This window comes from Sporosarcina sp. FSL K6-3457 (assembly GCF_038007285.1).
Taxonomy (GTDB): domain Bacteria; phylum Bacillota; class Bacilli; order Bacillales_A; family Planococcaceae; genus Sporosarcina.
The window spans coordinates 114,182-139,667 of the sequence record NZ_JBBOWX010000001.1 but is presented as its reverse complement, the minus strand read 5'-3'; the positions used below and the strand labels follow the sequence as shown (position 1 = coordinate 139,667).

Here is a 25,486-nt window from a genome sequence, read left to right as displayed (position 1 = left end):
AACACAAGAAAAGGGGGATATATATGGGAACGCAAAGAAAAACTAAGCAAACAACAATAAAGATAAAGTTGATTATTAGCTATTCACTAATCATCTTATTATTGGCCTCTGTGAGTATCTCATCCTATTTAATAATGCGGTCATATATTGACAATCAACATGATATGATTGAAAAAAACGTACTCGCTAATGAAATTATTTCACTAACAAATGCTATTCCCCAGGATATCTCAAAGTATATTTTAAACCAAACACCAGAAAACCAGAAGATCATAGAGGACAAATTTACCAATATAGAAGAAAACCTGGTACTTATTAAAAATAAAATATCAGGTGAAGAGGAATTAAAGTCTTTTGATTCGGCCAGTAGAATGTTGCAATCTTATGCCGAAGCCACTCAAAAAGCTCTTGCTAGTAAAAACTCATTAGAAATGGTTGAGGAGAACAAACTGATTACTAGATATTCCCGATTAATTCAAACTGGTGTTCAAGATTATATGTCCGTGGAATTAAAACAACAACGTCTATCAAGTTCCGATTTATCACAAAAAACCACTTTCACAGGTGTTGTTATTCTCGTTTCAATAATTTCCATAAGCTTATTCAGCCTAACTTTTGTTGTTCTATTTTCAATGAAAATTGGCAAAGCATTAAACGAAATGGTTACTTTTTCACAAAATATTACGAACGGCAACTTGCAAGGCGATGAAATGCCGGTAACTTCCAACGACGAGATTGGACAACTTTCAAGCTCTATCAACCATATGAGAAATAATCTCCGAAATACAATTTCCGAAATTTCCGACCTTTCTGCAGAGGTAGATAATCAAATCGTCGCTTTCCAAAGATCCTCTGATGAAGTGAGCCTAGGAAGTGGACAAGTTGCCCTTACTGTTGAAGAGTTAGCGAAAGGCGCTAGCTTCCAAGCAGAAAATGCCTCCATTATTCTAGAAAATATAAAAGAGTTCAACGGAGATATAGAACATGCCAGTGAGCATGGCGAACAACTAGTTTTGTTTACCGATCAAGTACTAGACGTCTCCATCAATGGAGATAAGCAGATGAAGGTATCCTTACAGCAGATGCAACAAATCAATACCGTTGTGGAGTCTTCTGTCGATAAAGTAAAGAGTCTTGAAAGTAAAACACATTCCATTACTGAAATTGTTCATGTTATCAAGTCGATTGCTGATCAGACCAATCTTCTATCACTCAATGCCTCCATAGAAGCTGCCAGGGCAGGAGAGGCCGGAAAAGGCTTTGCCGTAGTAGCTGCCGAAGTAAAAAAACTATCCGAGGAGGTAACCAACTCCGTCGAAAATATTGCGGACATTGTTTTTAGTATCAAGGAAGAAACAAGATATATTGCAGATGAATTAAGTCAAGCATACGCAGAGGTTCACAAAGGAACTGTTCAAATCGGACTCACCGGAAAACAATTTACAGATATTAAAGAAAAAGTAGAAGAAATGCTAAAAAGAGCGAAAGATATTTCTTCTGTATTTATGGGTGTTCAGCAATCGAGTCATGAAATTATTGAGTCTGTTCAACATATTGCGATTACCTCAGAAGAAAACGCCGCTGGATCAGAAGAAATTTCTGCTGCCGTTACTGAACAAAGCCATTCGATTAATAATATTGCTAGCAGCTCAAATAGGTTGACAAATATGGTTGAACGCATGAATACGATGATTAAAAAATTCCAATTGTAACAAAATAATGCCTACTTTCAGAAGTAATTCAGCATCACTTCTGAAAGTAGGCATTATCCTTTGCAATAGATAAAAAAACTCTTTCTATAGCGGCAAGAACAAAATAAAACGGTACCCCTGAACAGAGCACCGCTTCACATTAAAAATCTTTTGACCTTTTCAACACTTTTCTTGTTTTATTGACATATTTGATGAATCGATACGGCTTACTAATAACCCTCTTTGGCATACCCGAAAAAAATTTACTTAAATCACGCTTAGATTCTTCCAACAACCGCGAGGGCTTTGTCGAAACACGATCATACACTTCTTCATATAATTCTTTTTTCGTATCAATTTTCATGTTCGTTATGCTATGACAGCCTTCACATTCGATGCTTTGAATCTTGTTGTTAACGTACACAACACGATGAATCGTTTCATCATGGCACTGCGTGCAATAAAGGCCAGCTTCCATTTCAGACATTTTCACAGAGCGACACTCCTTCACACATATTTCTATCCTTCTCCTCTAGTTTATACTATAATACCCAATCAGTAAATTGGGTTAATTCAGTATAATTCGCAAACTGCATAAAGGATGCCCCGAATGAGACATCCTTCTATATCTTTTATACTGATTTAGAAACTCATCGCCTGTAAAGCACGTAGTTTCCAAATCATCGATTCTTTTTCCTGTTCAACATCATCATAAGTGACAATTTCACCTTTTTTCACAGCTCGCTTCATCACAACATTTGCATCCACAAGTCCAATAGGTAAGCCATTAGCTGCTACTGATTCCTGCTGACTATAAAGCGTTCCGTACACTGTAAATCCACCAATGCCATCTAAACGATCGCCTGGTTGCAAATCTTTTTTCGCCGTAGCGACAGTTTCTGCTTGCAGACCGTGCCATGGTGCAATTGTAGCAGACTGATTCAAGTATGCACGCGCCACAGATAATGGTGTTTCAAGACTTGTTAAATGGTAAGGACGATATAGAATATAGTTTGGCCCCGGCCCCATTTTCAAATACTGCATTTCATGATTGACTTCTTCTTTTTCTGATGAAATAATCGCGAATACGCCTGGTGCTACACCATTTACATAGTCAACAATTTTCTTATTGTTCAAGATACCACCCTCCGCTTTTGAACGGAAAATATCTGGAAGCTCGCTTGCCGTACCAGATGGGCCATGCATCCCCGGTACATCCGGCAAGAACCCCGTTGCATTCGCAACTGCATTCATTTCGACCATCGTTTTTGTTCCATCTTGGAATGATGCCAGCATTTTCGGACTAGATCCTTTTTCTTTAGCCTCTGCTTCAGCCGTCGCAGGATTAGCCTCATAATTCAATGGATTATTTTTCCCTTTTCCTAGCGCAACAATATCAAACCCAAGTGCGTCAGCAAAATCATGTAGCTCCATAATACAACCTGGCTCGTCACCTGCCGTACCCGTATAAACGACATTGCTCGCCTCCGCCATTTGATGAAGAAGTGGACCAATCGTAACATCAGCCTCTACATTGAGCATGACGATATGCTTTTTGTTCATAATAGCCTTCCAAGCAATTTCAGCACCAATATTCGGTACACCCGTTGCATCTACGATAACATCAATGCCTGGTAGCTCAATTACTAGGGATGCATCAGTTGTGGCTACAACTTTTCCTTCAGACATTGCTTTTTCCGCTGCTTCAATCTCATTTGTCGTGATGATTTGCTGTGGCTCTACACCTGCTAACATATATGCATTTTGAATGATTGTTGTCTGTAAATCTGCTGTGGCTGCAACACGCATACCTTTCATGTTTTCAATCTGCGAAATCATACCACGTCCCATTTGCCCACAGCCAATGAGACCTACTTTAATTTCCTTACCTGCCTTCTCTAGCTCTATAAGTTTTCGATTAAGTCCTAACATCTATTATGCCTCCCTGGCTGTTTTAATTGTAATTTTCGTTGAAGTAGAAATCGTCGGCATTTCTTTTGCTTCCACACATAGTGTTCCCGGTAAATCTGCGTGATCCGCACCGGTGAAGCTAATTGTGCAATGACCGAACTCACTCACTGTTTCATTTACCTTTTCACCTACAAATGTGATTTTATAAGACTGCTCATCAAATGCGAGTACATCACCGACCGTAATATGCCCCTCCAAAGGTGCAATGCGATGTAAAATCGCAATATCACGTAATTCTTGCGGTGCACTCTCATTAAAAATAATCATCATCTTCTCTTCCAGAAACATGTCTACGTCAGCACCAATTTCCGTAACTGCGGACTCATAAATTGTCTTCATTCCTAAACCTCCAAATACCTTCTATATAACATCCATATTATTCGTACAAACCAAAGCTAAATACATATGCAATCAATACAGCCAATGGCCCTGTAATTAGACGCGACATAAGAACCGCTGGTACACCCACTTCAACTGTTTCTGGTTTCGCTTCCCCAAGTGTTAAGCCTACAGGTACAAAATCAGCACCTACTTGTGGGTTAATAGCGAATAACGCTGGAAGAGCTAAGCTTGGCGGGATATTCCCCTTACCAATTTCCACTCCAACCAAAACACCAACAACCTGTGCAATAACTGCGCCAGGACCGAGCAATGGCGACAAAATAGGAACCGCACAAATAACAGATAACAGCAATAATCCCCAAATATTTCCCGCTAGCGGAGAGACAAAGTTAGCGATAATATCGCCAATTCCTGTATAAAGGATAATCCCGATTAGCGTACTAACAAGCGCCATAAATGGGATAATATTTTTCATAACCTGCTCAATCGTTTCACGAGCTGCTTGGTAGAGAATCCCTATGACACCACCCATGCCACGTCCAATTTTCTCTACAATATTCTGTTTGCGTGGTTCACCCTTGCTGTCCTTCATCTGAGCAACTTTTTCACGAGCCTCCGCTTTGAGTTCTTGTGCATTTTTGGGATGCACAGTCCCCATCACAGATGATTCTGCTCCTTCTGTCAGTTCAACATCGGACTCTTTAATACCCGAAACGAAATTATCTTCTTGAATAAACTTCATTAATGGTCCTGATGGCGATGTCGGTGTCAAATTCAATGTTAAGACACCCATTTTAGGGTAAACACCACAACGTGCCGTACCACCACAGTCAATGATTACACAAGCCATTTTCTCTTTTTCAATAGATGTTTTAAAACCATCCACTGCTTCTGCACCTGTTAAATCGGCGATATGCTGAGCAACTGGGTGAATGCCTCCACCCGTCACCGAAACAATATACTTTTTCTCCCCGTCCGGCTGAATGACAAGGGGACCTCCCCAACCACTGCTGCCCTTTGAAACCTTAACCGCTTTAAATTCAGTCATCTACTATTCCTCCCCTCATCCTCAATCATTGATAGAAATATTTTGTCGTTTCATCATCATAATTGTAATTCGTTCTGTGATAATCCCACGGATCAAGATCACGATCATACCAACAATAAAGAATCGAATAGCAAGTGGCCCAACCGATAAGCCAAGTGCGGTAATTCCCTGTGCAATTCCCATATAGACAAAAAGTTCTGCCGCATTCGCGTGCGGGAACAACCCTGTTATCGGATGCACAAGCGAAACTGCCGAATCGTAAAACGCTGGCTTCTGACGTTCCGGTAAAAATTTACCGAATGTGTATGCCATCGGATTTGTTAAAAAGAATACCGCTAATAGTGGAAACAATGTATAGCGTAAAATAATATTTTTTGTACATTTCCGGGCAAAGCGGTCGATTCTCTCTTCCCCAACAATTTTAATTAAAGCGTTTACAGCAAGAATCAAACAAACTAACGTTGGAATAATACCAGTAAACATGCCCATGAATGTCTCGCCACCCGCTTGGAACATGCCGATAAACCCTTCTGCCAACTTCACTAAGAAATCCATACCAAATTCCCCCCTACTATTATTGTCCTACTATGGTGTTTATGCAGTTGCGACTTTCCCCATTTGTTGCTTAATTTTTTCGACGGCCATTTCGAGCGATACTGTCCATTTATCATCTTGAAGCATCGAAATATGCTCCCCAATAAACCGCTTACATTCTTTGAATTTAATAAAAACAGTTACACCACTCATCACACGACAATCCTCAACAATCCCCTCTGTGTTAGTCACAAGAATAATAACCGTTCCCGAACCAAGTTTCTTTTTTTCTACCCCAACCCCCAGATAACCGCTATCACGTCTGCTCATATCCTGAACCGTTGCTTTATAATGTTTCATTTGCAATGTCGATAAATAAATTTGAAGTAACCACAAGCTAACAAATCCGCCCAATAGGTATCCCCACATACAACCACCACCCCTTATTTACATTTGTTCTATACCGACACGTTTGTAATAACTGTATTGTATGCTATTTGATGAAATGTTGTCAATACTAAATATTCAATCGATTAGTAAACTTGCTATAAAATAAAAAAAGAACTACTATTACAAACGAGGTAAATCGTTTGTAATAGTAGTTCTTTTATTTCCCTTGATATGTCCTTCCACCATCTAATACTAAGATTTGACCATGAATATACTTAGCTTGCTTGGCACTTACATACTGCACAAGTTCAGATATATCCGAAGGTTTTCCTAATCGACCAATTGGAATCTCATTCATAATAGCTTGTTTCGACTCAGCTGTCGGATACAATGCATCAAGCATTTGTGATTGAATTACTCTTGGAGCAATCACATTTACATTGATGCCATAAGAACCAAGTTCCTTTACGAGCGATCTCATCAATCCAAATGCTCCACCTTTTGAGGCATAATATTGTATTCCCCCGCCTGAGCCGGTGATAGCGGAACCCGATCCAATAATGACAATACTTCCTTCTTTTCTTGCCATCATATAAGGGCTTATTGCTTTTATACTATAAAATAAGCCGTGCAAATTTATAGCCATCGTTTTTTTCCATAAAGCCCAGTCTACTTCCTCCAAGCCAAGCCTTTTGGTAATGCCTGCTGAAAATACAAGTGTATGAACATGGCCAAACTTTTCAATCACCTGCCGCGCCATCGCTGATACACTTTCCCACGAACTAACATCTACATCAAATGCGTGAAGATTCTGTTCCACTGAACTTTGCTGGATCATCGTATTCAATGTCGTTCGATCAATATCTGCAACAGCGACTTGATGGCCTTTTTTCGCAAAATCAAGTGCAATCTCTCGTCCAATTCCTGCTGCGCCTCCAATGACAAGAACATTATCCAACACTTTCCCCTCCATCAATCATGATTGTTTCTCCACTGAAACGCCTACCATATTCCGAACAGAGAAGGACTACCATCGCAGCTGTCGAAGCGGCTATACTTCGATTCTCTTCTTCATCTTTTGTAAAGGGAGAAGGGGCTACTCCATTCACCTGGATACCTTGGCCGCGGTATTCACGAGCCAACCCACGCGTCATCGCATTTAATGTACTTTTCGCAGCAGCAAAATGGGGTCCACCTTCTCCCGTAATTGCTGCGGATGAAGAAATATTTACGACGGCACCGCCGCCTTGCCGAACCATTTGTGGAATAATTTCTCTACAAGAAAGAAAAGGGACATCTATATGAAATTCAAATACCCTTAACCAGTCTTCTACTGCCAACTCACTCAATAAGCAGGCAGGCTCCATAGGAGAAGCATTGATTAATAAATCAATTTTTTCACTTTCATTTAAAATAGTTGTTATTAACTTTTTCATGTCATTTGGATTTCGCACATCGGCCACAATAGATGTAACCAGTGGGACTTTTTCCTGTTTCTCTTGTTTAAATAGTTGATGCCAGACGTGCACACCGGATTCTGCAAGTTGTGTACAAATCGCTGAAATCATTGGACTACTTCCACCAATGACCAGTGCTGTTTTCCCATTAAGCATAATGTCCATGACGTTCCTCCCCTGATTATAATCTCACAAGTCTCATACATTTTAATTAAGGAGTGATTAGCACTTTTAACACATGTTCATTCGGATTATGTGCACATTGAATAGCTTCAAGTAATTGCGATAGTGGAAAGCGATGCGTAACCATCTTCTCTGTAGCAATAACGCCTTGTTGTATCATTTGTAGCGCAATTTCATAATTGTATGGATTCGATGAATATGAGCCAATTACTTTAATCTCATCATTGAAAAATCGCTCTGCTGGAATTGATATATTTTCATTTTTGAAAGGTGCAAACACTAGAATCGTTCCGCCGCGTCTGACACACTCCATCGCTTGCGGTAGTAAACTGTTGATTCCTGCGGAAATAATTACATGGTCAACACCATTTCCACCTGTTAACTGCATAACTTTTTCCACCATATTTTCATGTTGGCTATTCACCGTGTAATCTGCGCCAAACTGTAGCGATTGTTCCAGACGATAAGGGTTAATATCACTGACAATAATCTGGCCTGCCAGCAGGTGCCGCACAATCTGGATTTGAATACAGCCAATCTGCCCTGCTCCCAAAATAAGTACTGAGTCTCCTGGACGAATACGAATTGATTCAAATCCATGTAGACAGCAGGCAACTGGTTCTACCAATGCACCTTGCTCGAACGTCACATCATTAGGTAACTTGCCCATTGTATGCTTGACGTGTAGCGCTGGAACACGGATATATTCAGAAAATCCACCTGGATCAAGATTTGTTTCTTTAAATTGTTTACATAGTGTATACATCTTTCGTTGGCAATAATGGCAGGTAAAGCAAGGTACGTGGTGAGCAACGTACACTCGATCACCTTCTTTATAATCCTCGATACCATGCCCTACCTTGACAATTGTTCCAGAAACCTCATGGCCAAGCACACTTGAAGAAGGTACTGTTTCGCCCAGTACTTTATGAATATCCGTGCCACATAACCCACATATCTCCATCTTCAATAGAACTTCTCCTACTCCAATTTCCGGAATGGGGTGCTCTTCGTATCGAATATCATGCTTATCGTAAAAAACCGCCGATTTCATTTTGCCACTCCCCTTCCATCCCTTTGCTCTAAGAAGTCGAGCAGTTCACTGTATCCTTGCATCTCATTCGTAATCCAGTAGCGCCCACCTAAAATACGTGGCTTACCAAGACGGATAAGTGTTTTGCCAACATAACCGTAACTTTTTATATAGATGATTCCAGCCTCTTCCCATGTATACGTATGGCTGCGCCCAAAACCGTTAAATGTGATCGTTTCATCCGTCACAACAATGCTCGATGGGTTATGTAGCCCGAAAAAAGAGGATGCAAGAAGAACAGGCATCGTGTAAACCGTAAGCTTATAAATCATGAGAGCACCTTCAGAAAATAATCCATACACAGCCCATATAAAAAGGCCAACCATCAATAGCACTGGAACGATGAGTGTCATATTTCTTGCTGAGTTATTGTAGCTGTAAGTCGACACAGTGAACGCCTCCTCCAAAAATGAGTAGGGGCCATAAAGACCCCTTGATATCAGTTTAAATACTTGATGATTTTTTCAATATCATCATCTATGCCAACACCCGTTAAAAACGAAATCGTTTGAATAACCGGTGTATCCCCGGCATCGCTGATAGGCGTCGTTGTCACAATCACATCTGCACCCGCCGCCTTGTAAGGCACTTCCGATGCTTTACACTGTTCAACAACAACATCGTATCCCTTTTTCCCAAGTATTTCTTCCACTTTTTTTGCAACAACCGTAGATGTCGCAACTGCTGTCCCACATGATACAAGTATTTTTTTAGCCATCATTAATTCCTCCTAAAGTCTACTATTATTTTTTCACTGAAGCATTTGTTTCCTGTACCTCAAGACCCATTTCTTTTGCATATTGCTTACGAATATCGTTGCGGACCCAGTACCATAGCAAACCATAAATAAGGGCTGCTCCAAGTGCTGCAATGAAATAAGGGTTACTTGGATCGAGCAAACGAAGAATAATCCATGGAAGTATGTGTGAACCTAAATCAATACCAGAAATTAACGATGCTCCTTCTGGGAAAGCAAAGCCAACTGCGCGTCCCATCGTCGTTGCTAGCTCTGCTAGGTTTGTCGCAATAAAGAACACAATCATTAAGGCAAAAACACTATTGATCAGTCCACGAATAATGTTTCCGCGGGCAGCCGCAACCGCCCAAACTACTGTGAATGGTAGCACCGATAAATCAGCAAATGGCAACATATTATTGTAAGGCAAAGTAACTGCAAGCAAAATTGTAATAGGCACCATCAAAAGCGCAACTGCCATATTCGCCGGATGTCCAATGACAATGGCAGTATCAAGTCCAATGTAGACGTTTTTACCAGGATACTTTCGATTAATATAATCCCGAGCCCCTTCCGAAATAGGAATGAGTCCTTCCATCAGAAGCGCTACCATACGCGGCATTAAAATGAGGACAGCAGCCATTTGAACACCAAGCCCCATCACCCCTTTAGCGTCATAACCGCCAAGTAGACCGATTAGAACTCCAAGTACCAAACCCATGACAAGCGGTTCACCAAAAATACCAAATCGTTTCTTCAATGTTTCAGGATCAGCATGCAATTTGTTCAGCCCCGGAATTTTATCCATGATACGATTGGATGCATACATCAATGGTGCAAAGTTGACCGTTTCTGAGTGCGCCATCGAGACACCCTTCAGGCCAAAATGATGTTCAATCGCAGGCGCAGTCCAGTCTGCTAACTTCAGCGTAATTGCAGTAACAACTAGACCTACAGCGATTGCCAGAAACATGTTATCGTAGGCATAATAGGCAATAGAAGCCGCGAAAATCAAATGCCAGAAGTTCCATATATCGACGTTCAACGTTTTCGTCCAATTTAAGGACAACAAAATAACATTTAGAATAAGAATTAAAGGAATCATCAGCGGTGCAACCGGCGTTCCAAATGACATCGCCGCACCAATCGGCCAACCTACATCTAAAATATCTAAGCTAAGGCCGAGTGATTCAACCATTGCCTGTGTGGCAGGTCCAAGTGCTTCCATAAGAAGCCCAATCACAAGATTCACCCCAACGAAACCGATACCAATTGTCAGTGCTGCACGAAAAGATTTATTAAACCCCTGTTTCAAAATTAAGCCAAACGCCAACATGATAATTGGCAGCATAATAGTCGGACCTAAATCCAATACGAAATCCACTGCTTCTTTAATCATTTTTACACCCCCAGAGTTATTTTAAAAACGATTTTATTTAAGCGCTCTCATTTAATTGGAGCTGATTATTTAACAAATTCACTACTTCTTCTTCCCTTTTTGCACTTTTAATTAGTTCCATTGCTTGCTCATCCTGAAAAACAGTCATTAATCGCTGAAGCATCGAAATTTGTTTTTGTGGATCAGAAATCGCAAGCATGAGAACAATTTCAACATCAATTTTTGTCTCAGGACTACCCATTACACTGAATGTGACAGGCTTGTTCAATACACTTATGGCGATGGTTGGTTTCAACACATGCTCTGAATCAGTGTGCGGAATTGCTACGCCCGTTTTCGTAAGCGGTAATCCAGTTGGATATTCCTTTTCTCTATCCAAAACGGCTTCCAAATAAGATTCTTTCACATAGTGAAGTGAATGAAGCTTTTCGAACAGATGACGAATAACATCTTCATTTGATTCATGCTCTGCCTGCAACTCCACAAGCTGCGTATTTAATGTAATACGGTTATCCATCGTCCTCATCCTCTTCCTCATACGTTCTCATAATATCGATGATTTTTTTCTTACTGTTTGCCTGTGCAATCGCATATACCTCTTCATCATTAAGGGCAAGTTTCGATAGCTGAAACAGCCCTCTAATATGCTTTTCCTTCTCTTTCGCAGCTATTACCACAACCAGATGAACATGAAATTGTTTCGAAAACGATACACCCTCTTTTATACATAACAAGCTCATTGCCGTTTTATTCACACCACTTTCAGGGTTTGCATGTGGAATCGATACCTGTTTTCCCAGAACCATATACGGGATTTCATAATTGTGGTCACGAATAATTTCCTCCACATATTCCGGTTCAATAGAGCCATTTTGAATGAGTGGAGCTGCAGAAAGACGTATCGCTTCTTGCCAGTCCGAAACAGCAGGAACTATTGTAATAACCTCTTCTGTGATAAAATCTGTCAGATTGGGTCGTACCTTCTTTCCTAAGTCTCGTATCGTTGGCGTTGCTTGCTTTATTTCCAAAAATGACTGTAATTCCTTTTTTAGCTTCGAATCATTATTTCTCCCCTGGTGCTTGTTAACAATAGAAAGTATTTCTTCTACACTGATGACGGAGGGCGCATAGCCATATAGCTCCTGCATGACTCGTTTCCTGAGTTGCAATTTTTCTTCTTCCGTCGGTAGTTGTTGGACAATATATACCTTTTTCTCCGTTGGCAGCATATGCGGCGAAAAGACCAGATCATAATCTAACTTAAAATGATGAAATTCTCGCACAGACAAAGAATCTAAAAAGAGAAACTCAGGAAAAATCTTTTGCAGACTATTTTTCATCAACTTGGAAACAGATAATCCATTCGGGCAGACGACCACAGCTCGTGTTTTATAATGAATATGGTCTCCCTGCCGCTCAAGCCACCCACCGATAAACATCGTTAAATAGACAACTTCACTCTCTGGTATCGGTTCTCCAATTAATGTTTGTAGCGGCTCAAGCGACTGTTTTATCAAATAATGAAGTTCTCCAAATTCCGTACTAATTTTTTCTGTGTACATATTTGAAGTTGTCAGCTGGTATTTAATCCGGTAATATGCCGGTTTCATATGGATAAAAATGAGTTGAATGAGTTTCTCTTTTTCCTTTAATTCAATACAAGTATTTCGTTCAAACAACACTAGTATTTCTTCTACAGCTTTCATTAATTGAGGAACAATTTTATCTGCTAATACTTCAGAAGCTGAAACATTAGATGCTAGAATATTCAGTGTTATGAACAACCGCTCTTCCCTTGGAATATCACCATAGGTAGATAGCAGTAATTCAACAGCTTGGTATTCTTTAGTATCTGAAAGTTCTTCATAATGAATAGAGAAAGCAGCTTCAATGCATTCTTTCTGCTTTATTCGTATAAGGATAATCGTAAGAATATAGGGTAGTTGCTTCATCCTTTCATCAGTAAATGTTAAATTCAGCTGCTCTTCTATCTGCTCAAGCCATCGCTGAACTTCTTGTCGTTTCTTTTTTTCAACACCTGTTATTTTTTCGATAATTGCTTCGCCATGTTCATTATCAAGAACAATCTGTATCGTATCTATCAGCAATTTTCTCTTTTGCAATTCATTCCCCGTCATTACATATCCAGACTGGCGCGAGTAGTTGACAGCAAGATTATGTGAGTGAAGCATCGCTTGTGCTAATTTCAGATCATTTAATACTGTATTCTTACTTACCAGCAAGGCACTTGTAAGGTGAATAAGCGACAGAGCGTCCTCTTTGCTTAAAATCAATAATAAAATAAGCTGTACTCGTTCTTTCTCAGACAAATTATATTGCTGTCTGACAAGCTCCTTCTGATTGTCCACCTTAAAATATGACAACAACTCTACACTAATTATGAAAAAACCATTATTTGTCCGTTCAATCTTCGGCAAATCGTTCATCGTTAACCAGCCATTGACTTTTTCAATGCTATAGCTCACTTGGCGTCGGCTTAGACCATACTTTTCCTCCAGATCTTTATTTTTAAAGTCTGGATTATGAATTAGATCCTTTAACAATAAACTGCTTCTTTCATCTAGATACATCGTTGTGACCTCCCTGCTTATTTTTATGTTATCACGGATACCTAAACAAATGTATGCGTTTTCATCCCAGTTTGTAGCTCGCTTTTTGTACACAATTGTGACACTGTCAGAAAAATAAAATATGCCCGAATATTCAGGGCATATTTCCGTTTTATTATTTAATTTAATAGAGCCCGTGCAGTCTCTTCATCAATAATTAGCGTTTGCACATAGCCGCCTTGAAGCGCAGCTAGAATACTTTCCGCCTTATACGCCCCTTCTACAACCCCAATGACATAAGGGATTTTCCTCAAGTCCTTCAGACTCAGACCAATAATTCGGTTATTGAGATTGTTCTCGATAGGCGTACCATCCTGATCAAAAAAGCGAGAGCTAATATCTCCAATAGCACCAGCTTTTTTCAAATTTTGAATATCGGCATCTTGCAAATAACCAATATCCTTCATCGTAGATCCCTTATGCGGATTTCCGATACCAATTACAGCAACTTGGACATTCTTCCCTTCTTCTAATACTTGGGCAATGTCATCCATTTTTACAAGTCGGTCTTTTAACTCTTCCGTTTCAACAATGGCGGGCGCGTATAAGTAGCAACACTTGCCATTCATTTTTTTAGCAAGCTCATAAGCAAGATGATTAGCGTGAATTTCCACACTTTTTGTTCCCATCCCCCCGACAAGAGGGACCACACTCATATTTTCTCGTCGCTCAAAAGGGTACTCTTTGACAACTTCTGCAAGCGTCGTTCCCCAAGAAATACCAAGCCTTTCTACGTCACTTGCTAAATGCTTGGCCAAATAACGTCCGGCCGCTTGACCAACTGCGCGCCTGGTCATATCTGGTGTAAGGCCAGTAGCCGGAACTACAACCGTATCCTGCAACCTAAATTTTTCTTCAAGCTTTTTTTCTAAGTCTACTGTATGTACGTTTTCATCTTTTATGTATACCTCTACAATTCCCACATCTTTTGCCTTTTGTAGCATTTTCGAAATGACAGGACGAGAAACACCAATTTTTTTTGCAATCTGCTGTTGCGTCCAGCCTTCCACATAGTATAGGTTGGCAACTTTAACGAGTTGACGACGTTCTTCCCAACTTAACATAACAATCCCTCATTTATTGTCTAGTGACATTTTCTTCATTATAACAATTCCTTTGGAAGAAAGTGCATTTAAATTACAATTCAATAAAGAAAACACACCCTCTAGCAGGTGTGAGCATTTGTGAAAACACTAAACATTTGTTTTTGTTTTGACAAGTTGTACCGCAGAATGCTCATCAATGACAAGCACATCAACAATCCGACTCGCCAAAATGCCCCTCAAGCTTCTCAATTTATGCGTACCATCTGCAATCGCAACCACCGTTGGAATCTCTTTCAATTGTTCAAAATCAACACCAACAACCCGTTCATTAAACGGATGATCCACTAGCTCACCATTGTCATTGAAAAAACGAAAGCCTACATCCCCAGCTGCGCCTGCTTCTCTCAGCGATGCAGCATCCTCCGCCTGTAGATAACCTACTTTTTCAAGTGTCGAGTCCTCATGTGGGTTACCAACACCAATGATAGCCATTTCCGTCTGTGCACCCTCTTGCAATACCGTCTTGATATCCGAAATCTCCATAAAATGATTCTTTACTTCCTCTGAATCCACAATTGCAGGCGCATATAAATAGGAACAGGATGCCTGCATCTTTTTCGCTAGCTCATACGCAAGATGATTCGCATGAATATCAATGGATTCCCTTCCCATTCCACCTTCTAAAGGAACAATGTGCATATCTGTCCTGTTTTCATACGGATACGATTTTACAAACTCCGACACCGTCGTCCCCCAGGAGATTCCAAGACGACTAATATTTCTTGCTTTTTTTGCAGCATAATAAGCGGCTGCAGAGGCAACCGCACTTTTCATCGTATGCCCCTGCGCGTGACTTGTCGGTACAACAACCGCTTCATCAAGGTCATAAAATTTCTCAAGTTGTTGCTCGAGCGCTACTGTATGCACCGTTTCGTCCTTAATAAACACTTCTACAATACCTGTGTCCTTTGCTTTTTGAAGCAATCGAGAGATAATTGGCCGGGACATGCCAATTTTTTTAGAAATTTGTGCCTGCGTCCACCCTTCGTGGTAATAAAGGGTGGCTGTTCTCACCATTAATTTCTGTTCATTTTGTCCCATTGCCAATCCCATCCTTACATAAATTCATTCCTACTGAATATCATAGCCCCTTGCGAAGCTTATCTACACTATTAACAGCCGCTTCAAAAAACGTTTCGGACACTGTTGGGTGAGGATGGACCATTTTAGCCGCCTCTTCCACCGTCCCTTCTAAATACATAAATGCCGATGCCTCAGAAATCATTTCCGTTACATGTGATCCTACCATGACAACACCAATCATTTCACCGTATTTCGCTTCATAGATTACTTTCGTAAAGCCTTCAGACTCACCAGATGTGAGAGCTTTTCCATTGCCCGCAAAATCGAACTTCTCAACACGCACATCGATATTTTGCTTTTTGGCCTCAGCTTCTGTTAGGCCAACTCCTGCAATTTCGGGTAATGTATAAGTGCAACGCGGCATCACTTTATAATCCATCGTATCTGGAATACCTGCTGCATTGTTCGCTGCCACGACGCCCTCTGCACTCGCTGCATGAGCAAGCTGCCAGCCGCCAATTACATCGCCAACTGCGTAGACGTTCGCCAAACTCGTTTCCATTTTTTCATTAACCTCAATAAAAGGACCGTTTGCCTTCAAATTTAAGGAGTGTGTTGCTGATACATTCGGTCTTCTTCCCGTACTAACGAGCAACGTATCCGCTTCAACAGAGAATTCTTTCCCTTTCGAATCAACACAAATAACTGTTTTTATACCATTCGCTTCACTAACGGATTGCACTTTTACACTCGTTTGAAGTTTGATGCCTTTTTTCTTCAAGACTCTTGTTAACAGTTTAGCAGCATCAGCATCCTCTGTCGGCAATACCCGATCCGCCGCCTCAACAACCGTTACTTCAACTTTCAACGAAGAGAAAATACATGCAAATTCCATACCAATCACACCACCGCCAATGATGACAACCGACTTCGGAATGTCTGCAATATCAAAGATCGTATCACTCGTGTCGAACTGAACAGTATCCAGACCTGGAATTGGTGGAACAGCCGGCGTTGAACCTGTGGCAACAATAATCTTCTCTGCCCCAATGGTTTCTTCAGTAGATGCTGTTTTCACGACAACCAAACTACTGTCTTGAACAGAGCCATAGCCCTGATACACATCGATTTTTCCTTGTTTTAGCAAGAATGCAATTCCACCACGTAACCGTTCAATGACATCGTCTTTTCTCTTCTTCATTTTATCAAATGACAGTGTCAGGGAACCAGTTTCGATTCCCCAATCCTTTGCCTTTTCAATCGACTCAATAATTTCCGCGTGCTTTAGCAATGTTTTAGAGGGGATACAGCCACGATTCAAGCAAGTACCACCTAAAAAGTCCGGCTCAATAAGTGCTGTTTTCTTGCCAAGTTTTGCCGCATGAAGTGCTGCCACATACCCCCCGGGGCCTCCGCCGACAACGACGATTTCATATTGTTTTGTCATCGATTTCACCTCGTTATACGAGTAACTCGTATGGATTTTCTAACACATTTTTGAGCTCCGTTAAAAATGCCGCAGCTGGTGCACCATCAATCACACGGTGGTCAAACGATAGACTTAGCGTCATCATCGGACGTATCTCAACCGCACCATTTACAGCAACCGGCTTGTCTTGCATACGACCAACGCCTAAAATTGCACTTTCTGGCTGATTAATAACTGGAGTAAACATATCAACTGCATACATACCGACATTACTAATCGTAAATGTCGAGCCTCTCATTTGTTCTGGCAGTAATTTGTTGTCTCGAGCACGCTGTCCAATCTCTTTTGCATCCTGTGTTAATTCCGCCAATCCTTTTGCGAGTACATCTTTGACAACTGGTACTAGTAAGCCATCTGGAATGGCAACAGCAAGACCAAGATGTACATGGCTGTGTTGAACGATTTCGTCTCCTTCAAGCGAGACATTGATGTGCGGATGACGAGCCAGCGCTACAGCTGTTGCTTTCATTAAAATTTCTGTATAAGACAAACGGAAGCCCGTTTGTTTCTCTACAATCGGTAACAAAGATGCGCGTAATTCTTTTACTTTGGACATATCGACTTCACTAGCCATAGTCACATGTGGCGCAGTATGCTTGCTTTGTACCATACGGTCAGCAATGACTTTTCGCATACCAGACATTTTTCTGCGCGTTGCTGTTTCTACTTCTGTTGAAGCTGATGTACGTTTTGCAGAGATGACATCGTTTTTGACGATTTTTCCATTGGTACCACTTCCCTGGATAGTAGACAAATCAACCTGCTCACTCGCAGCAATTTTTCGTGCCAGTGGCGTCGCTTTGGTCTGATCCACATTACTCGCTACAAAGCCAACAACATCTTTTTTGTGCACACGTTGATTGGGACCACTTCCCACAATCTCATGCAATGCCACGTTTTCTGTCCGTGCCAGCTTTCTTGCAGCGGGCGTTGCACGCGGCTTTTCACCGTCCTGCACAGGAGCACTTGCGGCCACCGACACAGTTGTTTCAGTTGCCGCATTTTCTTCTGTTGATTCCGTTTCTTCCTCAGAACCAGAAATCCCTGGTGATTCAGCAGGAACGTCTTCACCCTCAGCCCCAATGTAGCCAATAATTTGACTAACCGGGATTTGATCATCTTCTTGAAAATATTTCTTCAGTAAGATGCCATCATCATAAGATTCCACTTCAATATTAATTTTGTCAGTCATAATCTCAAATAAAGGTTCACCGATTTCAACACTGTCTCCTTCATTTTTAAACCATTGAAGGAGGGTACCGACCGCCATTGTACTACTAAGCTTCGGCATGAATATCTCTTTTGCCATGTGTAAAAACCCTCCTTCTTATTTGTATTTCACCGTTTCTTTGACCGCTGCAATAATATCAGCAACTTGCGGAATAGCCGCTTTTTCAAGTGTTGGGTTGTACGGAATTGGAATCGCAAGGCCACCAAGACGCTTAATAGGCGCATCTAAGTAGTCAAATGCTTCACTTTCCGCAATCATACTAGCAATTTCGCCACCAATCCCGCCACGTTTTACCGCTTCGTGAACGACAATTAGATGACCCGTCTTTTTAACGGAATTAATGATCGTTTCCTCATCAAGTGGCACAATCGTACGAGGATCCACGACTTCAACACTAATACCTTCTTTCTCCAGCTCAACCGCCGCTTCTAACGCTTTGTGCACCATAATTGCCGTTGCCACAATCGTTACATCTGTTCCTTCACGCTTCACATCTGCTTTACCTAACGGAATTGAGTATTGCTCCTCCGGTACGATATCAGAAGTTCTATATAGTAACTTATGTTCATAAAAGATAACCGGGTTATCATCATCCATTGCAGCCTTTAATAAACCTTTTGCGTCATAAGCAGTTGATGGTTGAACAACTTTCAATCCTGGGATATGCGCCATCCAGGCCTCTAAGCTTTGCGAATGCTGTGCGGCTGCTCCTGTCCCAGAACCAGACGGTGTACGAAGCACCATTGGAACCTTTCCTTTACCGCCAAACATATAGCGGGTTTTAGCAGCCTGGTTGACCATTTGGTCCATCGCAATTGTAATGAAATCTGAGAACTGTAGCTCCAAAATTGGACGCATTCCCGTTAATGCTGCCCCAACCGCTGCTCCCGCAATTGCTGCCTCTGAAATCGGTGTATTGCGCACACGCTCTGGGCCAAATTCCTCAATCATTCCACGCGTTACACCAAATGCACCACCGTAAACACCAATATCCTCACCTAAAATAAAGACGTCCTCATTCTGACGCATCTCTTGACTCATCGCTTCTCGAACCGCTTCTAAATACGTAATTTCTCTATTTGTCATGTTCTTCACCCCTCCTGTTTTTACGCGTACACGTCTTCTTCTAATGTAGCAATTGACGGCTCTGGACTTGCCTCTGCAAACTTAACCGCTTCATCCACTTCGAAACTCGCTTGTTCTTGTAACTCCTTTGCCTGTTCTTCCGTAAATACGCCCGCTTCAATCAATGTATCCTTAAAACGTTTAATACCGTCTTTATCTCTCCACTCTTTCTCCTCTTCGCGTGTACGATATTTTTTCGCATCACTTTTCGAGTGGCCTTTCCATCGGTATGTTTTCATTTCAACCAATGTCGGTCCTTTGCCAGCGCGTGCATTCACAACTGCCTCATCCACTACATTCATAATTTCAATCATGTCACAACCATCTACAACTTTTCCTGGAATGCCGTAAGCAGGTGCACGGTCTGCAATGTTTTCCACTCGTGCCATTTCCTTTATCGGACCCGACATGCCGTACTGATTATTTTCACAAATAAAGACCACTGGTAAATCCCAAATTGCCGCAAGGTTTACCGCTTCGTGGAAGCTCCCCTCATTCGATGCACCATCGCCGAAAAAGCAGAGGACAACATAGTTTTCATTTTTCATTTTCGATGTCAGAGCAGCCCCTACAGCGAGCGGAATACCGCCACCAACGATACCGTTCGCACCTAGATTGCCTTTTTCCAAATCCGCAATGTGCATCGAACCGCCTTTTCCCTTACAATAACCCGTTTCACGACCAAATAGCTCAGCCATCATTTTATTGACATCGCCTTCTTTAGAAATACAGTGCCCATGTCCTCGGTGCGTACTAATAATTTTATCTTTCGACTCAAGTACTGCAATCGAACCTGCCGCAGAAGCCTCCTGCCCTACACAAAGATGCGTTGTTCCATGAATAAGCCCTTTTGCAAAAAACTGATCGACTTTCTCATCAAAGTAACGAATCAACCACATTTCCTTATATAGATCTTTTAATTTTTCGTCCGAAATCGATGCAGGTAGATTTAATGTGTTCGTCATAATATTGCCTCCCTTTACGTTTGTTCTTACATGTTACATTTGTAAATATAATATAACCTTATAAATCATTCGTCAAGTCTTTACACGCAAATAAAGAGCTAAATTTTCAGAATGATACAAATGACTTCTGAGTATTTCAATTGTTCTAGTAGATGATGTTTGTTAAGCTATACTCAATAAATAAAGTTCAAAGGAGCAACATATGACCCAAAAAATAATCTTTTTCGATATAGACGGCACCTTATATGATCACGACAAAAAACTACCTGCTTCAACAAAAAAAGCCCTTCTCCAATTACAGGAGAAAGGACATGAGGTGGCGATTGCAACAGGACGCGCACCATTTATGTTTGAAAACTTGTTAGAAGAGCTAGGTATCGATACATTCGTCAGCTATAACGGACAATACGTTGTATTTAAAGGTGAACCTATTTATAAAAATGCGCTCGACAATAAGGCACTTCTTCGCCTAACAGACGTTGCTGCTGAACGCGAGCATCCAATTGTCTACATGGATCACAAGGATATGAAAACAAACACACTGGACCACGAACATATCTTAGCTGGTATCCAATCGTTAAAAATCAGCCATTTCCCAGCTCACGACCCAGCATTTCACGAAGGACGTGAGCTCTATCAGTCGCTACTATTTTGCCAGGATCCCGAAGACAAGGAATATGAAAAGGCATTTCCCGAATTCGATTTCGTCCGCTGGCATCCATTCGCTGTCGATATCATACCTGCCGGTGGTTCCAAAGCGCAAGGTCTTCAAAAAATCATCGATAGGCTAGGGATTACCCCTGAAAATATTTATGCATTTGGCGATGGTTTAAACGATGTTGAAATGCTCAAAACCGTTGCCAATAGCGTTGCAATGGGTGATGGACATGAAGAAGCTAAAAAAGCGGCTAAACATGTCACAACCAATGTAACCGAAGATGGAATTGCGAATGGGTTGAAGATGGTTGGTCTACTAGAATAAATCATAGAAGGTCCCTCGTTCTAAAAGACTCTTTTAGAACGAGGGACCTATTTTACTCCTCCAACATATCCTCTTCAATCCGTTTGATAAATTCCTCCGCAGCACTATAGCCTTGCTGATGAAGATACCAGTTATTCGCCGCCGCTTCAATTAGACTCGCAATATCGCGCCCCGGCTGAAGTTGAATTTGGATATAAGGAACTTTCACATCCATGTATTCCACAAACTTATTCTCCAATTCCAACTCATTATTCAAGGCATTGTCTTCCCACTCGGTTAATTCAATATCCAGTGCAATTCGCGTTTCTTCTTGGAAAGCAGCTTGCCCATAAAGACGCACTACATTTAACAAACCAATGCTACGTAACGCAAGAAATTCTTTGTTTTTTTCATCATGCGTACCAATAAGCGTTTGGGGGCTCAGTTTTTTTAGCACGACGATATCATCTGCGATGAGCCGATGTCCGCGACAAATCAGCGTATGTGCTGTCTCACTTTTACCTAGTCCCGACTTACCACGCAACAAAATTCCAATCCCCGACACATTGAGACACACACCGTGTACCGCAATTTCTGGAGCCATCGCTTTCACTGTATATGCATCTAACTTGGCAACCAACTCACTCATGGAGTCCCGGGTTCGTAACACAGGAATTTCTTCTTGCTCACAGTACTCTATCAAGCCCAGCGGCTCTTTTTGCTGAGATGTAATGATCATACAAGGCGGAGCATATTGAATAATATTGGCAATCCGTAACTTGCGTTCTTCAGCTGTCAGCGTATGCAAATAATTTACTTCATTCTTACCCAAGACTTGAATATATTCCTTTCCCATGAACTCGAATTTATCCATAAACTCCAAACCTGGACGACGGACTCTTATTCTTTTTATCACGCGCTGCAATTGGTCCTGTCCGCTCAACACTTCCAACGAAAATTTTTGGCTAATCTCTTTAATCGTAATTGTCCTCATGACATCCCTCTATTCTTCTCCATTAATACGTTCAAGCTTTCATAACAAATAGATAGCATCAGTATATCAAATAATATCCATTTATAGCGTGAGGCAACCTCCAAGTAAGTCCGAAACAAATCTTATAAGAATAAAACGCTAAATAGCACAATCTAAAAAGAAAAATCTGTGCCAGATTCCAACTATTCGATTACACATAATAATTCAACTCTTGCAACACTTCAACGCATTATCCTTACTTTTTATATACCACCAAAAGCATAGATTGACACACCCATTTTTCTCTGCTAAATTAACATCTAACCACAAAAGTCTTTGTCGGTTTCCCAACGTTATATGAATAAAATCGCGAGCGCAAACTCCTTTCTTCTTTGGGTCGATTTTTTTATTTACAGAGGGGTTGAAAGGAGATTTATAAGTTATGAAAAACTTAATTGTTGTTCTCGGCTCGCTCATTGTTGCATTTGCATTTAACTGCTTCCTCGTGCCTTTCGGTATTTTAAGCAGTGGTATCAGTGGAATTGCCATCTTACTTGGGTTACTCACACCCTTTAATACAGGGCTATTGAATCTTGTACTCAACATCCCTTTGCTTATTCTTGGCTACTACAAACTAGGTAAAACAATCACCATCAACACGATGGTTTGTGTCGTGTCACTTTCAGCCTTCCTATACGTAATACCTGTCGTTGCAGTGACAGATAATATCATGCTGTCTACGGTTTTCGGTGGTGGCATTGGCGGTCTTGGTGTTGGCCTTATTCTTAAGTATTCGGGAACTTCCGGCGGCTTGGACATCATCGCCATCATCGTTTCCCGTACAAGTTCTTTCAGCATCGGCCTTCTCCTGACTGGAATGAATGGCATCATCGTACTATTATCCGGATTTTTCTTCGACTGGGAACTCGCATTATATACGATGTTATCGATCTACATCACAGGTAAAATGATTGACACTATCTTCACCGATCATGTGAAATTAACGATGCAAATTGTCACAACAAAAGGCGAGCTAATCCGCAACGAACTACTCGGTTCCATCTACCGTGGCATTACAATTACAGAGGGCTACGGGGGCTATACACAAGAGAAAAAAGATATTTTAATGATGGTCGTCACACGTTACGAAACGCTGCATGTGAAAAAAATTGTACGCAAGTATGACGAAGACGCATTTATTAATATTTATGAGACGGTTGAAGTTGATGGCAAGTTTCATGTGAATTAACTATAAAACGAGTCTATTTCCAAACAATTTGGGGTTGTTCGGAAATAGACTCTTATTTTTACTTATCTAATCCCTTTTTCTTGATAAACTCTTCAAAGTCATCCGATGATTTTTGCAATAGACGATGTTGATTATATTTCTCATATTCATGCGAAGCTAATTGATCAGCTACAGCCCGCTACACTACCTGCATTTTCAAGAATATCTCGTTCATTGAACGTTAAAAATGCATTTAGTTTGTCTACCCAATCCTTCATATACATAGGGCGATTCCGTTCAGCCTGATCTTCCGCATAGTCCAGATACATTGTTACAATTCGATTCAAAGATTTCATTTCACTTTCAGTTAAATAGTTCTTGGCAACCGTAATGTCCTGCTTCCAAACTTTTTCGCCCTTCCAGCTCGTTAACCCCATATTGTCTTTTGTTGCATCTGCTCGATTTGCGATCAACTCGGCTGCTGTATGACCATGAATCGCAAAGTGAAGCTTATTCTGAACCGTAGCAAAAAATCCTGTCGTTATCGTTGCCGTTTTATCATAATCAATGGCCGTCGCATAGATATCTGTAACTTTAAGATAAAATCTCTTTTCTGATGAACGAATATCCTTAATTCGTTCAAGCAGTTCATCAAAATAATCTTGTCCTAAATTCCGTACTTCTTTCAGACGATCATCATCCATCGTAAATCCTTTGACCAAATACTCATTCAGGCGTTCCGTTGCCCACCGTCTAAACTGCGTCCCTCGATGTGAGCGAACCCGATAACCAATCGCGAGAATCATTTCGAGATTGTAAAAAGAAACTTCGCGTACGACTTCTCTTTTCCCCTCGATTTGAACTATTCGGTTTCTCCGAATAGTTGCATGCTCATCAAGTTCTCTCTCGCTATATATATTTTTTATGTGCTCATTAATTGTATTGACACCCTTCTGAAATAGCTCTGCAATCGCCCTTTGCGTCATCCAAACTGTTTCACCTTCGAGCCTAACATTGATTTTTGTTTGACCCTCTTCAGTTTGATACATCAGCATAGTTGATAGACTATCCACGCAAAGAACCTCCCTTAAAAATATGTCTTAACACTTGATTCAAACCTTGTATTTCCTTTCCTTCTTCCACACGAATAAATTGGACATTGATTTCATTTTCAATAAATTTCTGTCGAATTTTATCTAGTTTATCTCTTTTTTCATGATGATTTTCATCAAATTCAACTACTAACTTTTCTTTTGGTAAATAAAAATCAACAAAGTAATTGCCTACATGAAATTGAGTTTCAACATCTACAATTCCATTTAATGAACCTATCAATAGCTCTTCAAAATTTTTCTCTTTACTTAAAACAACAGGAAGTATTCTTGAAACAATACCTTTCCTCGATAAATACTCTAGAAAATGATTTATTTCTACAATCCTATGACCCTTCATAGCGATGTTAATAACTACATCCAAATGATAGTGAAGTATTTCCCTATTAATTGTTCGTAACCCCTCTTGCCTAGTAATTCTAAAGCATCTTGTGTAGTCGTTCTCCTCTGATAGTTGGCTCAGCAAATCTTTTATATGAAGTGTAATATTCTGCGGTGTCGTTTGAAATAGCTCTGCAATGGCCTTTTGCGTCATCCAGACCGTTTCATCTTCAAGCCTAACATTGATTTTTGTTTGGCCCTCCTCAGTTTGATACATCAGCATATTCGTTTTACTTTCCATTTCCTCACCCCTCGTTATATTCTACTCTCACTAGACAATCAACTACCTCCACATAGAATTACCCGTTCACCTTTATCTCTAATTAAATTATATCAAATGTTAACCGACTTCTCTTCCATCCATTTTCGCACAACCTAATCCACAAAAAACACCCGATTTAAAACAACTCAATGTTGT

At 40.8% G+C, this 25,486-nt stretch carries 26 protein-coding genes; 3 read left to right on the top strand and 23 right to left on the bottom strand.

All coding sequences use genetic code 11. The features are described from left to right. The first annotated feature begins 23 nt into the window (after positions 1-23). Positions 24-1,712, top strand: a complete 1,689-nt coding sequence (locus N1I80_RS00665; protein WP_340736065.1) for a methyl-accepting chemotaxis protein — start codon at positions 24-26, stop codon at positions 1,710-1,712. Positions 1,713-1,851: 139 nt separating this feature from the next. On the opposite strand, the gene N1I80_RS00660 is transcribed toward N1I80_RS00665, so the two are convergent. From N1I80_RS00660 to N1I80_RS00565, 20 genes are all read right to left on the bottom strand, one after another. Beyond that, a complete protein-coding gene (locus N1I80_RS00660; RefSeq protein WP_340736064.1) occupies positions 1,852-2,184 on the bottom strand; it encodes a cytochrome c3 family protein in 333 nt (110 codons plus the stop codon). Between the two features lie 149 nt (positions 2,185-2,333). Further along, entirely contained in the window at positions 2,334-3,623 is a 1,290-nt protein-coding gene (locus tag N1I80_RS00655; RefSeq protein WP_340736063.1) for an NAD(P)H-dependent oxidoreductase, read from the bottom strand. Between the two features lie 3 nt (positions 3,624-3,626). Then, positions 3,627-4,001 carry a PTS glucitol/sorbitol transporter subunit IIA gene (locus N1I80_RS00650; RefSeq protein ID WP_340736062.1) on the bottom strand — a complete coding sequence of 125 codons (375 nt, stop codon included), beginning with the start codon at positions 3,999-4,001 and terminating at the stop codon, positions 3,627-3,629. Between the two features lie 37 nt (positions 4,002-4,038). Continuing rightward, positions 4,039-5,052 carry a PTS glucitol/sorbitol transporter subunit IIB gene (gene srlE / locus N1I80_RS00645; protein ID WP_340736061.1) on the bottom strand — a complete coding sequence of 338 codons (1,014 nt, stop codon included), beginning with the start codon at positions 5,050-5,052 and terminating at the stop codon, positions 4,039-4,041. 21 nt (positions 5,053-5,073) lie between these two features. Continuing rightward, a complete protein-coding gene (srlA, locus tag N1I80_RS00640) occupies positions 5,074-5,607 on the bottom strand; it encodes a PTS glucitol/sorbitol transporter subunit IIC (RefSeq protein WP_340736060.1) in 534 nt (177 codons plus the stop codon). Between the two features lie 39 nt (positions 5,608-5,646). Further along, positions 5,647-6,015, bottom strand: coding sequence for a transcriptional regulator GutM (locus N1I80_RS00635; RefSeq protein ID WP_340736059.1), 369 nt, complete (start codon positions 6,013-6,015; stop codon positions 5,647-5,649). A gap of 178 nt (positions 6,016-6,193) precedes the next feature. Further along, positions 6,194-6,934 (bottom strand): SDR family NAD(P)-dependent oxidoreductase, encoded by a 741-nt coding sequence (locus N1I80_RS00630; RefSeq protein ID WP_340736058.1) that lies wholly within the window; start codon positions 6,932-6,934, stop codon positions 6,194-6,196. Continuing rightward, complete coding sequence (locus tag N1I80_RS00625; protein ID WP_340736057.1) at positions 6,927-7,598, bottom strand: SDR family NAD(P)-dependent oxidoreductase; 672 nt, start codon at positions 7,596-7,598, stop codon at positions 6,927-6,929. Before N1I80_RS00625 ends, N1I80_RS00630 begins: the two co-directional genes overlap by 8 nt. A 46-nt stretch (positions 7,599-7,644) precedes the next feature. Then, the gene (locus N1I80_RS00620; RefSeq protein ID WP_340736056.1) at positions 7,645-8,670 is read right to left on the bottom strand and encodes a zinc-dependent dehydrogenase; all 1,026 of its coding nucleotides are present in this window, start codon (positions 8,668-8,670) and stop codon (positions 7,645-7,647) included. After that, complete coding sequence (locus tag N1I80_RS00615) at positions 8,667-9,098, bottom strand: hypothetical protein (RefSeq protein ID WP_340736055.1); 432 nt, start codon at positions 9,096-9,098, stop codon at positions 8,667-8,669. The genes N1I80_RS00620 and N1I80_RS00615 overlap by 4 nt, the downstream gene beginning before the upstream one ends. Before the next feature lie 50 nt (positions 9,099-9,148). Then, a complete protein-coding gene (locus N1I80_RS00610) occupies positions 9,149-9,427 on the bottom strand; it encodes a PTS sugar transporter subunit IIB (RefSeq protein ID WP_340736054.1) in 279 nt (92 codons plus the stop codon). A gap of 25 nt (positions 9,428-9,452) precedes the next feature. Then, entirely contained in the window at positions 9,453-10,844 is a 1,392-nt protein-coding gene (locus tag N1I80_RS00605; protein ID WP_340736053.1) for a PTS galactitol transporter subunit IIC, read from the bottom strand. A 37-nt stretch (positions 10,845-10,881) separates the two neighbouring features. Next, complete coding sequence (locus N1I80_RS00600) at positions 10,882-11,361, bottom strand: PTS sugar transporter subunit IIA (protein ID WP_340736052.1); 480 nt, start codon at positions 11,359-11,361, stop codon at positions 10,882-10,884. After that, complete coding sequence (locus N1I80_RS00595; RefSeq protein WP_340736051.1) at positions 11,354-13,435, bottom strand: BglG family transcription antiterminator; 2,082 nt, start codon at positions 13,433-13,435, stop codon at positions 11,354-11,356. The genes N1I80_RS00600 and N1I80_RS00595 overlap by 8 nt, the downstream gene beginning before the upstream one ends. A 158-nt stretch (positions 13,436-13,593) precedes the next feature. Beyond that, a complete protein-coding gene (locus tag N1I80_RS00590; RefSeq protein ID WP_340736050.1) occupies positions 13,594-14,538 on the bottom strand; it encodes a sugar-binding transcriptional regulator in 945 nt (314 codons plus the stop codon). 129 nt (positions 14,539-14,667) lie between these two features. Continuing rightward, positions 14,668-15,621: a sugar-binding transcriptional regulator gene (locus N1I80_RS00585; RefSeq protein ID WP_340736049.1), complete on the bottom strand. Its 954-nt coding sequence runs from the start codon at positions 15,619-15,621 to the stop codon at positions 14,668-14,670. A 40-nt stretch (positions 15,622-15,661) separates the two neighbouring features. Further along, positions 15,662-17,050: a dihydrolipoyl dehydrogenase gene (lpdA, locus tag N1I80_RS00580; protein ID WP_340736048.1), complete on the bottom strand. Its 1,389-nt coding sequence runs from the start codon at positions 17,048-17,050 to the stop codon at positions 15,662-15,664. A 13-nt stretch (positions 17,051-17,063) separates the two neighbouring features. Further along, complete coding sequence (locus N1I80_RS00575; protein WP_340736047.1) at positions 17,064-18,401, bottom strand: dihydrolipoamide acetyltransferase family protein; 1,338 nt, start codon at positions 18,399-18,401, stop codon at positions 17,064-17,066. An 18-nt stretch (positions 18,402-18,419) separates the two neighbouring features. Beyond that, positions 18,420-19,409 carry an alpha-ketoacid dehydrogenase subunit beta gene (locus tag N1I80_RS00570; RefSeq protein ID WP_340736046.1) on the bottom strand — a complete coding sequence of 330 codons (990 nt, stop codon included), beginning with the start codon at positions 19,407-19,409 and terminating at the stop codon, positions 18,420-18,422. Between the two features lie 20 nt (positions 19,410-19,429). Next, the gene (locus N1I80_RS00565; protein ID WP_340736045.1) at positions 19,430-20,413 is read right to left on the bottom strand and encodes a thiamine pyrophosphate-dependent dehydrogenase E1 component subunit alpha; all 984 of its coding nucleotides are present in this window, start codon (positions 20,411-20,413) and stop codon (positions 19,430-19,432) included. Between the two features lie 202 nt (positions 20,414-20,615). On the opposite strand from N1I80_RS00565, the gene N1I80_RS00560 reads away from it, so the two are divergent. Continuing rightward, positions 20,616-21,395 (top strand): Cof-type HAD-IIB family hydrolase, encoded by a 780-nt coding sequence (locus N1I80_RS00560; protein WP_340736044.1) that lies wholly within the window; start codon positions 20,616-20,618, stop codon positions 21,393-21,395. A gap of 52 nt (positions 21,396-21,447) precedes the next feature. Here the strand turns inward: N1I80_RS00560 and hprK are convergent, their stop codons facing one another. Further along, positions 21,448-22,368 carry an HPr(Ser) kinase/phosphatase gene (hprK, locus tag N1I80_RS00555; RefSeq protein ID WP_340736043.1) on the bottom strand — a complete coding sequence of 307 codons (921 nt, stop codon included), beginning with the start codon at positions 22,366-22,368 and terminating at the stop codon, positions 21,448-21,450. 421 nt (positions 22,369-22,789) lie between these two features. On the opposite strand from hprK, the gene N1I80_RS00550 reads away from it, so the two are divergent. Continuing rightward, complete coding sequence (locus tag N1I80_RS00550) at positions 22,790-23,596, top strand: YitT family protein (RefSeq protein ID WP_340736042.1); 807 nt, start codon at positions 22,790-22,792, stop codon at positions 23,594-23,596. 164 nt (positions 23,597-23,760) lie between these two features. Here the strand turns inward: N1I80_RS00550 and N1I80_RS00545 are convergent, their stop codons facing one another. Both N1I80_RS00545 and N1I80_RS00540 read right to left on the bottom strand, forming a co-directional pair. Next, a complete protein-coding gene (locus tag N1I80_RS00545; protein ID WP_340736041.1) occupies positions 23,761-24,648 on the bottom strand; it encodes a virulence RhuM family protein in 888 nt (295 codons plus the stop codon). Beyond that, positions 24,641-25,309 (bottom strand): DUF559 domain-containing protein, encoded by a 669-nt coding sequence (locus N1I80_RS00540; protein ID WP_340736040.1) that lies wholly within the window; start codon positions 25,307-25,309, stop codon positions 24,641-24,643. The genes N1I80_RS00545 and N1I80_RS00540 overlap by 8 nt, the downstream gene beginning before the upstream one ends. Positions 25,310-25,486: the final 177 nt, after the last annotated feature.

Coding starts and splice junctions, on each gene's coding strand:
- srlE (WP_340736061.1), bottom strand. CDS start 5,052: ATGACTGAATTTAAAGCGGTTAAGGTTTCAAAGGGCAGCAGTGGTTGG.
- hprK (WP_340736043.1), bottom strand. CDS start 22,368: ATGAGGACAATTACGATTAAAGAGATTAGCCAAAAATTTTCGTTGGAA.
- N1I80_RS00665 (WP_340736065.1), top strand. CDS start 24: ATGGGAACGCAAAGAAAAACTAAGCAAACAACAATAAAGATAAAGTTG.
- N1I80_RS00575 (WP_340736047.1), bottom strand. CDS start 18,401: ATGGCAAAAGAGATATTCATGCCGAAGCTTAGTAGTACAATGGCGGTC.
- N1I80_RS00560 (WP_340736044.1), top strand. CDS start 20,616: ATGACCCAAAAAATAATCTTTTTCGATATAGACGGCACCTTATATGAT.
- N1I80_RS00650 (WP_340736062.1), bottom strand. CDS start 4,001: ATGAAGACAATTTATGAGTCCGCAGTTACGGAAATTGGTGCTGACGTA.
- N1I80_RS00600 (WP_340736052.1), bottom strand. CDS start 11,361: ATGGATAACCGTATTACATTAAATACGCAGCTTGTGGAGTTGCAGGCA.
- N1I80_RS00570 (WP_340736046.1), bottom strand. CDS start 19,409: ATGACAAATAGAGAAATTACGTATTTAGAAGCGGTTCGAGAAGCGATG.
- N1I80_RS00625 (WP_340736057.1), bottom strand. CDS start 7,598: ATGGACATTATGCTTAATGGGAAAACAGCACTGGTCATTGGTGGAAGT.
- srlA (WP_340736060.1), bottom strand. CDS start 5,607: ATGGATTTCTTAGTGAAGTTGGCAGAAGGGTTTATCGGCATGTTCCAA.
- N1I80_RS00610 (WP_340736054.1), bottom strand. CDS start 9,427: ATGGCTAAAAAAATACTTGTATCATGTGGGACAGCAGTTGCGACATCT.
- N1I80_RS00565 (WP_340736045.1), bottom strand. CDS start 20,413: ATGACGAACACATTAAATCTACCTGCATCGATTTCGGACGAAAAATTA.
- N1I80_RS00605 (WP_340736053.1), bottom strand. CDS start 10,844: ATGATTAAAGAAGCAGTGGATTTCGTATTGGATTTAGGTCCGACTATT.
- N1I80_RS00595 (WP_340736051.1), bottom strand. CDS start 13,435: ATGTATCTAGATGAAAGAAGCAGTTTATTGTTAAAGGATCTAATTCAT.
- N1I80_RS00655 (WP_340736063.1), bottom strand. CDS start 3,623: ATGTTAGGACTTAATCGAAAACTTATAGAGCTAGAGAAGGCAGGTAAG.
- lpdA (WP_340736048.1), bottom strand. CDS start 17,050: ATGACAAAACAATATGAAATCGTCGTTGTCGGCGGAGGCCCCGGGGGG.
- N1I80_RS00585 (WP_340736049.1), bottom strand. CDS start 15,621: ATGGGACAAAATGAACAGAAATTAATGGTGAGAACAGCCACCCTTTAT.
- N1I80_RS00590 (WP_340736050.1), bottom strand. CDS start 14,538: ATGTTAAGTTGGGAAGAACGTCGTCAACTCGTTAAAGTTGCCAACCTA.
- N1I80_RS00540 (WP_340736040.1), bottom strand. CDS start 25,309: ATGGAAAGTAAAACGAATATGCTGATGTATCAAACTGAGGAGGGCCAA.
- N1I80_RS00620 (WP_340736056.1), bottom strand. CDS start 8,670: ATGAAATCGGCGGTTTTTTACGATAAGCATGATATTCGATACGAAGAG.
- N1I80_RS00635 (WP_340736059.1), bottom strand. CDS start 6,015: ATGTGGGGATACCTATTGGGCGGATTTGTTAGCTTGTGGTTACTTCAA.
- N1I80_RS00550 (WP_340736042.1), top strand. CDS start 22,790: ATGAAAAACTTAATTGTTGTTCTCGGCTCGCTCATTGTTGCATTTGCA.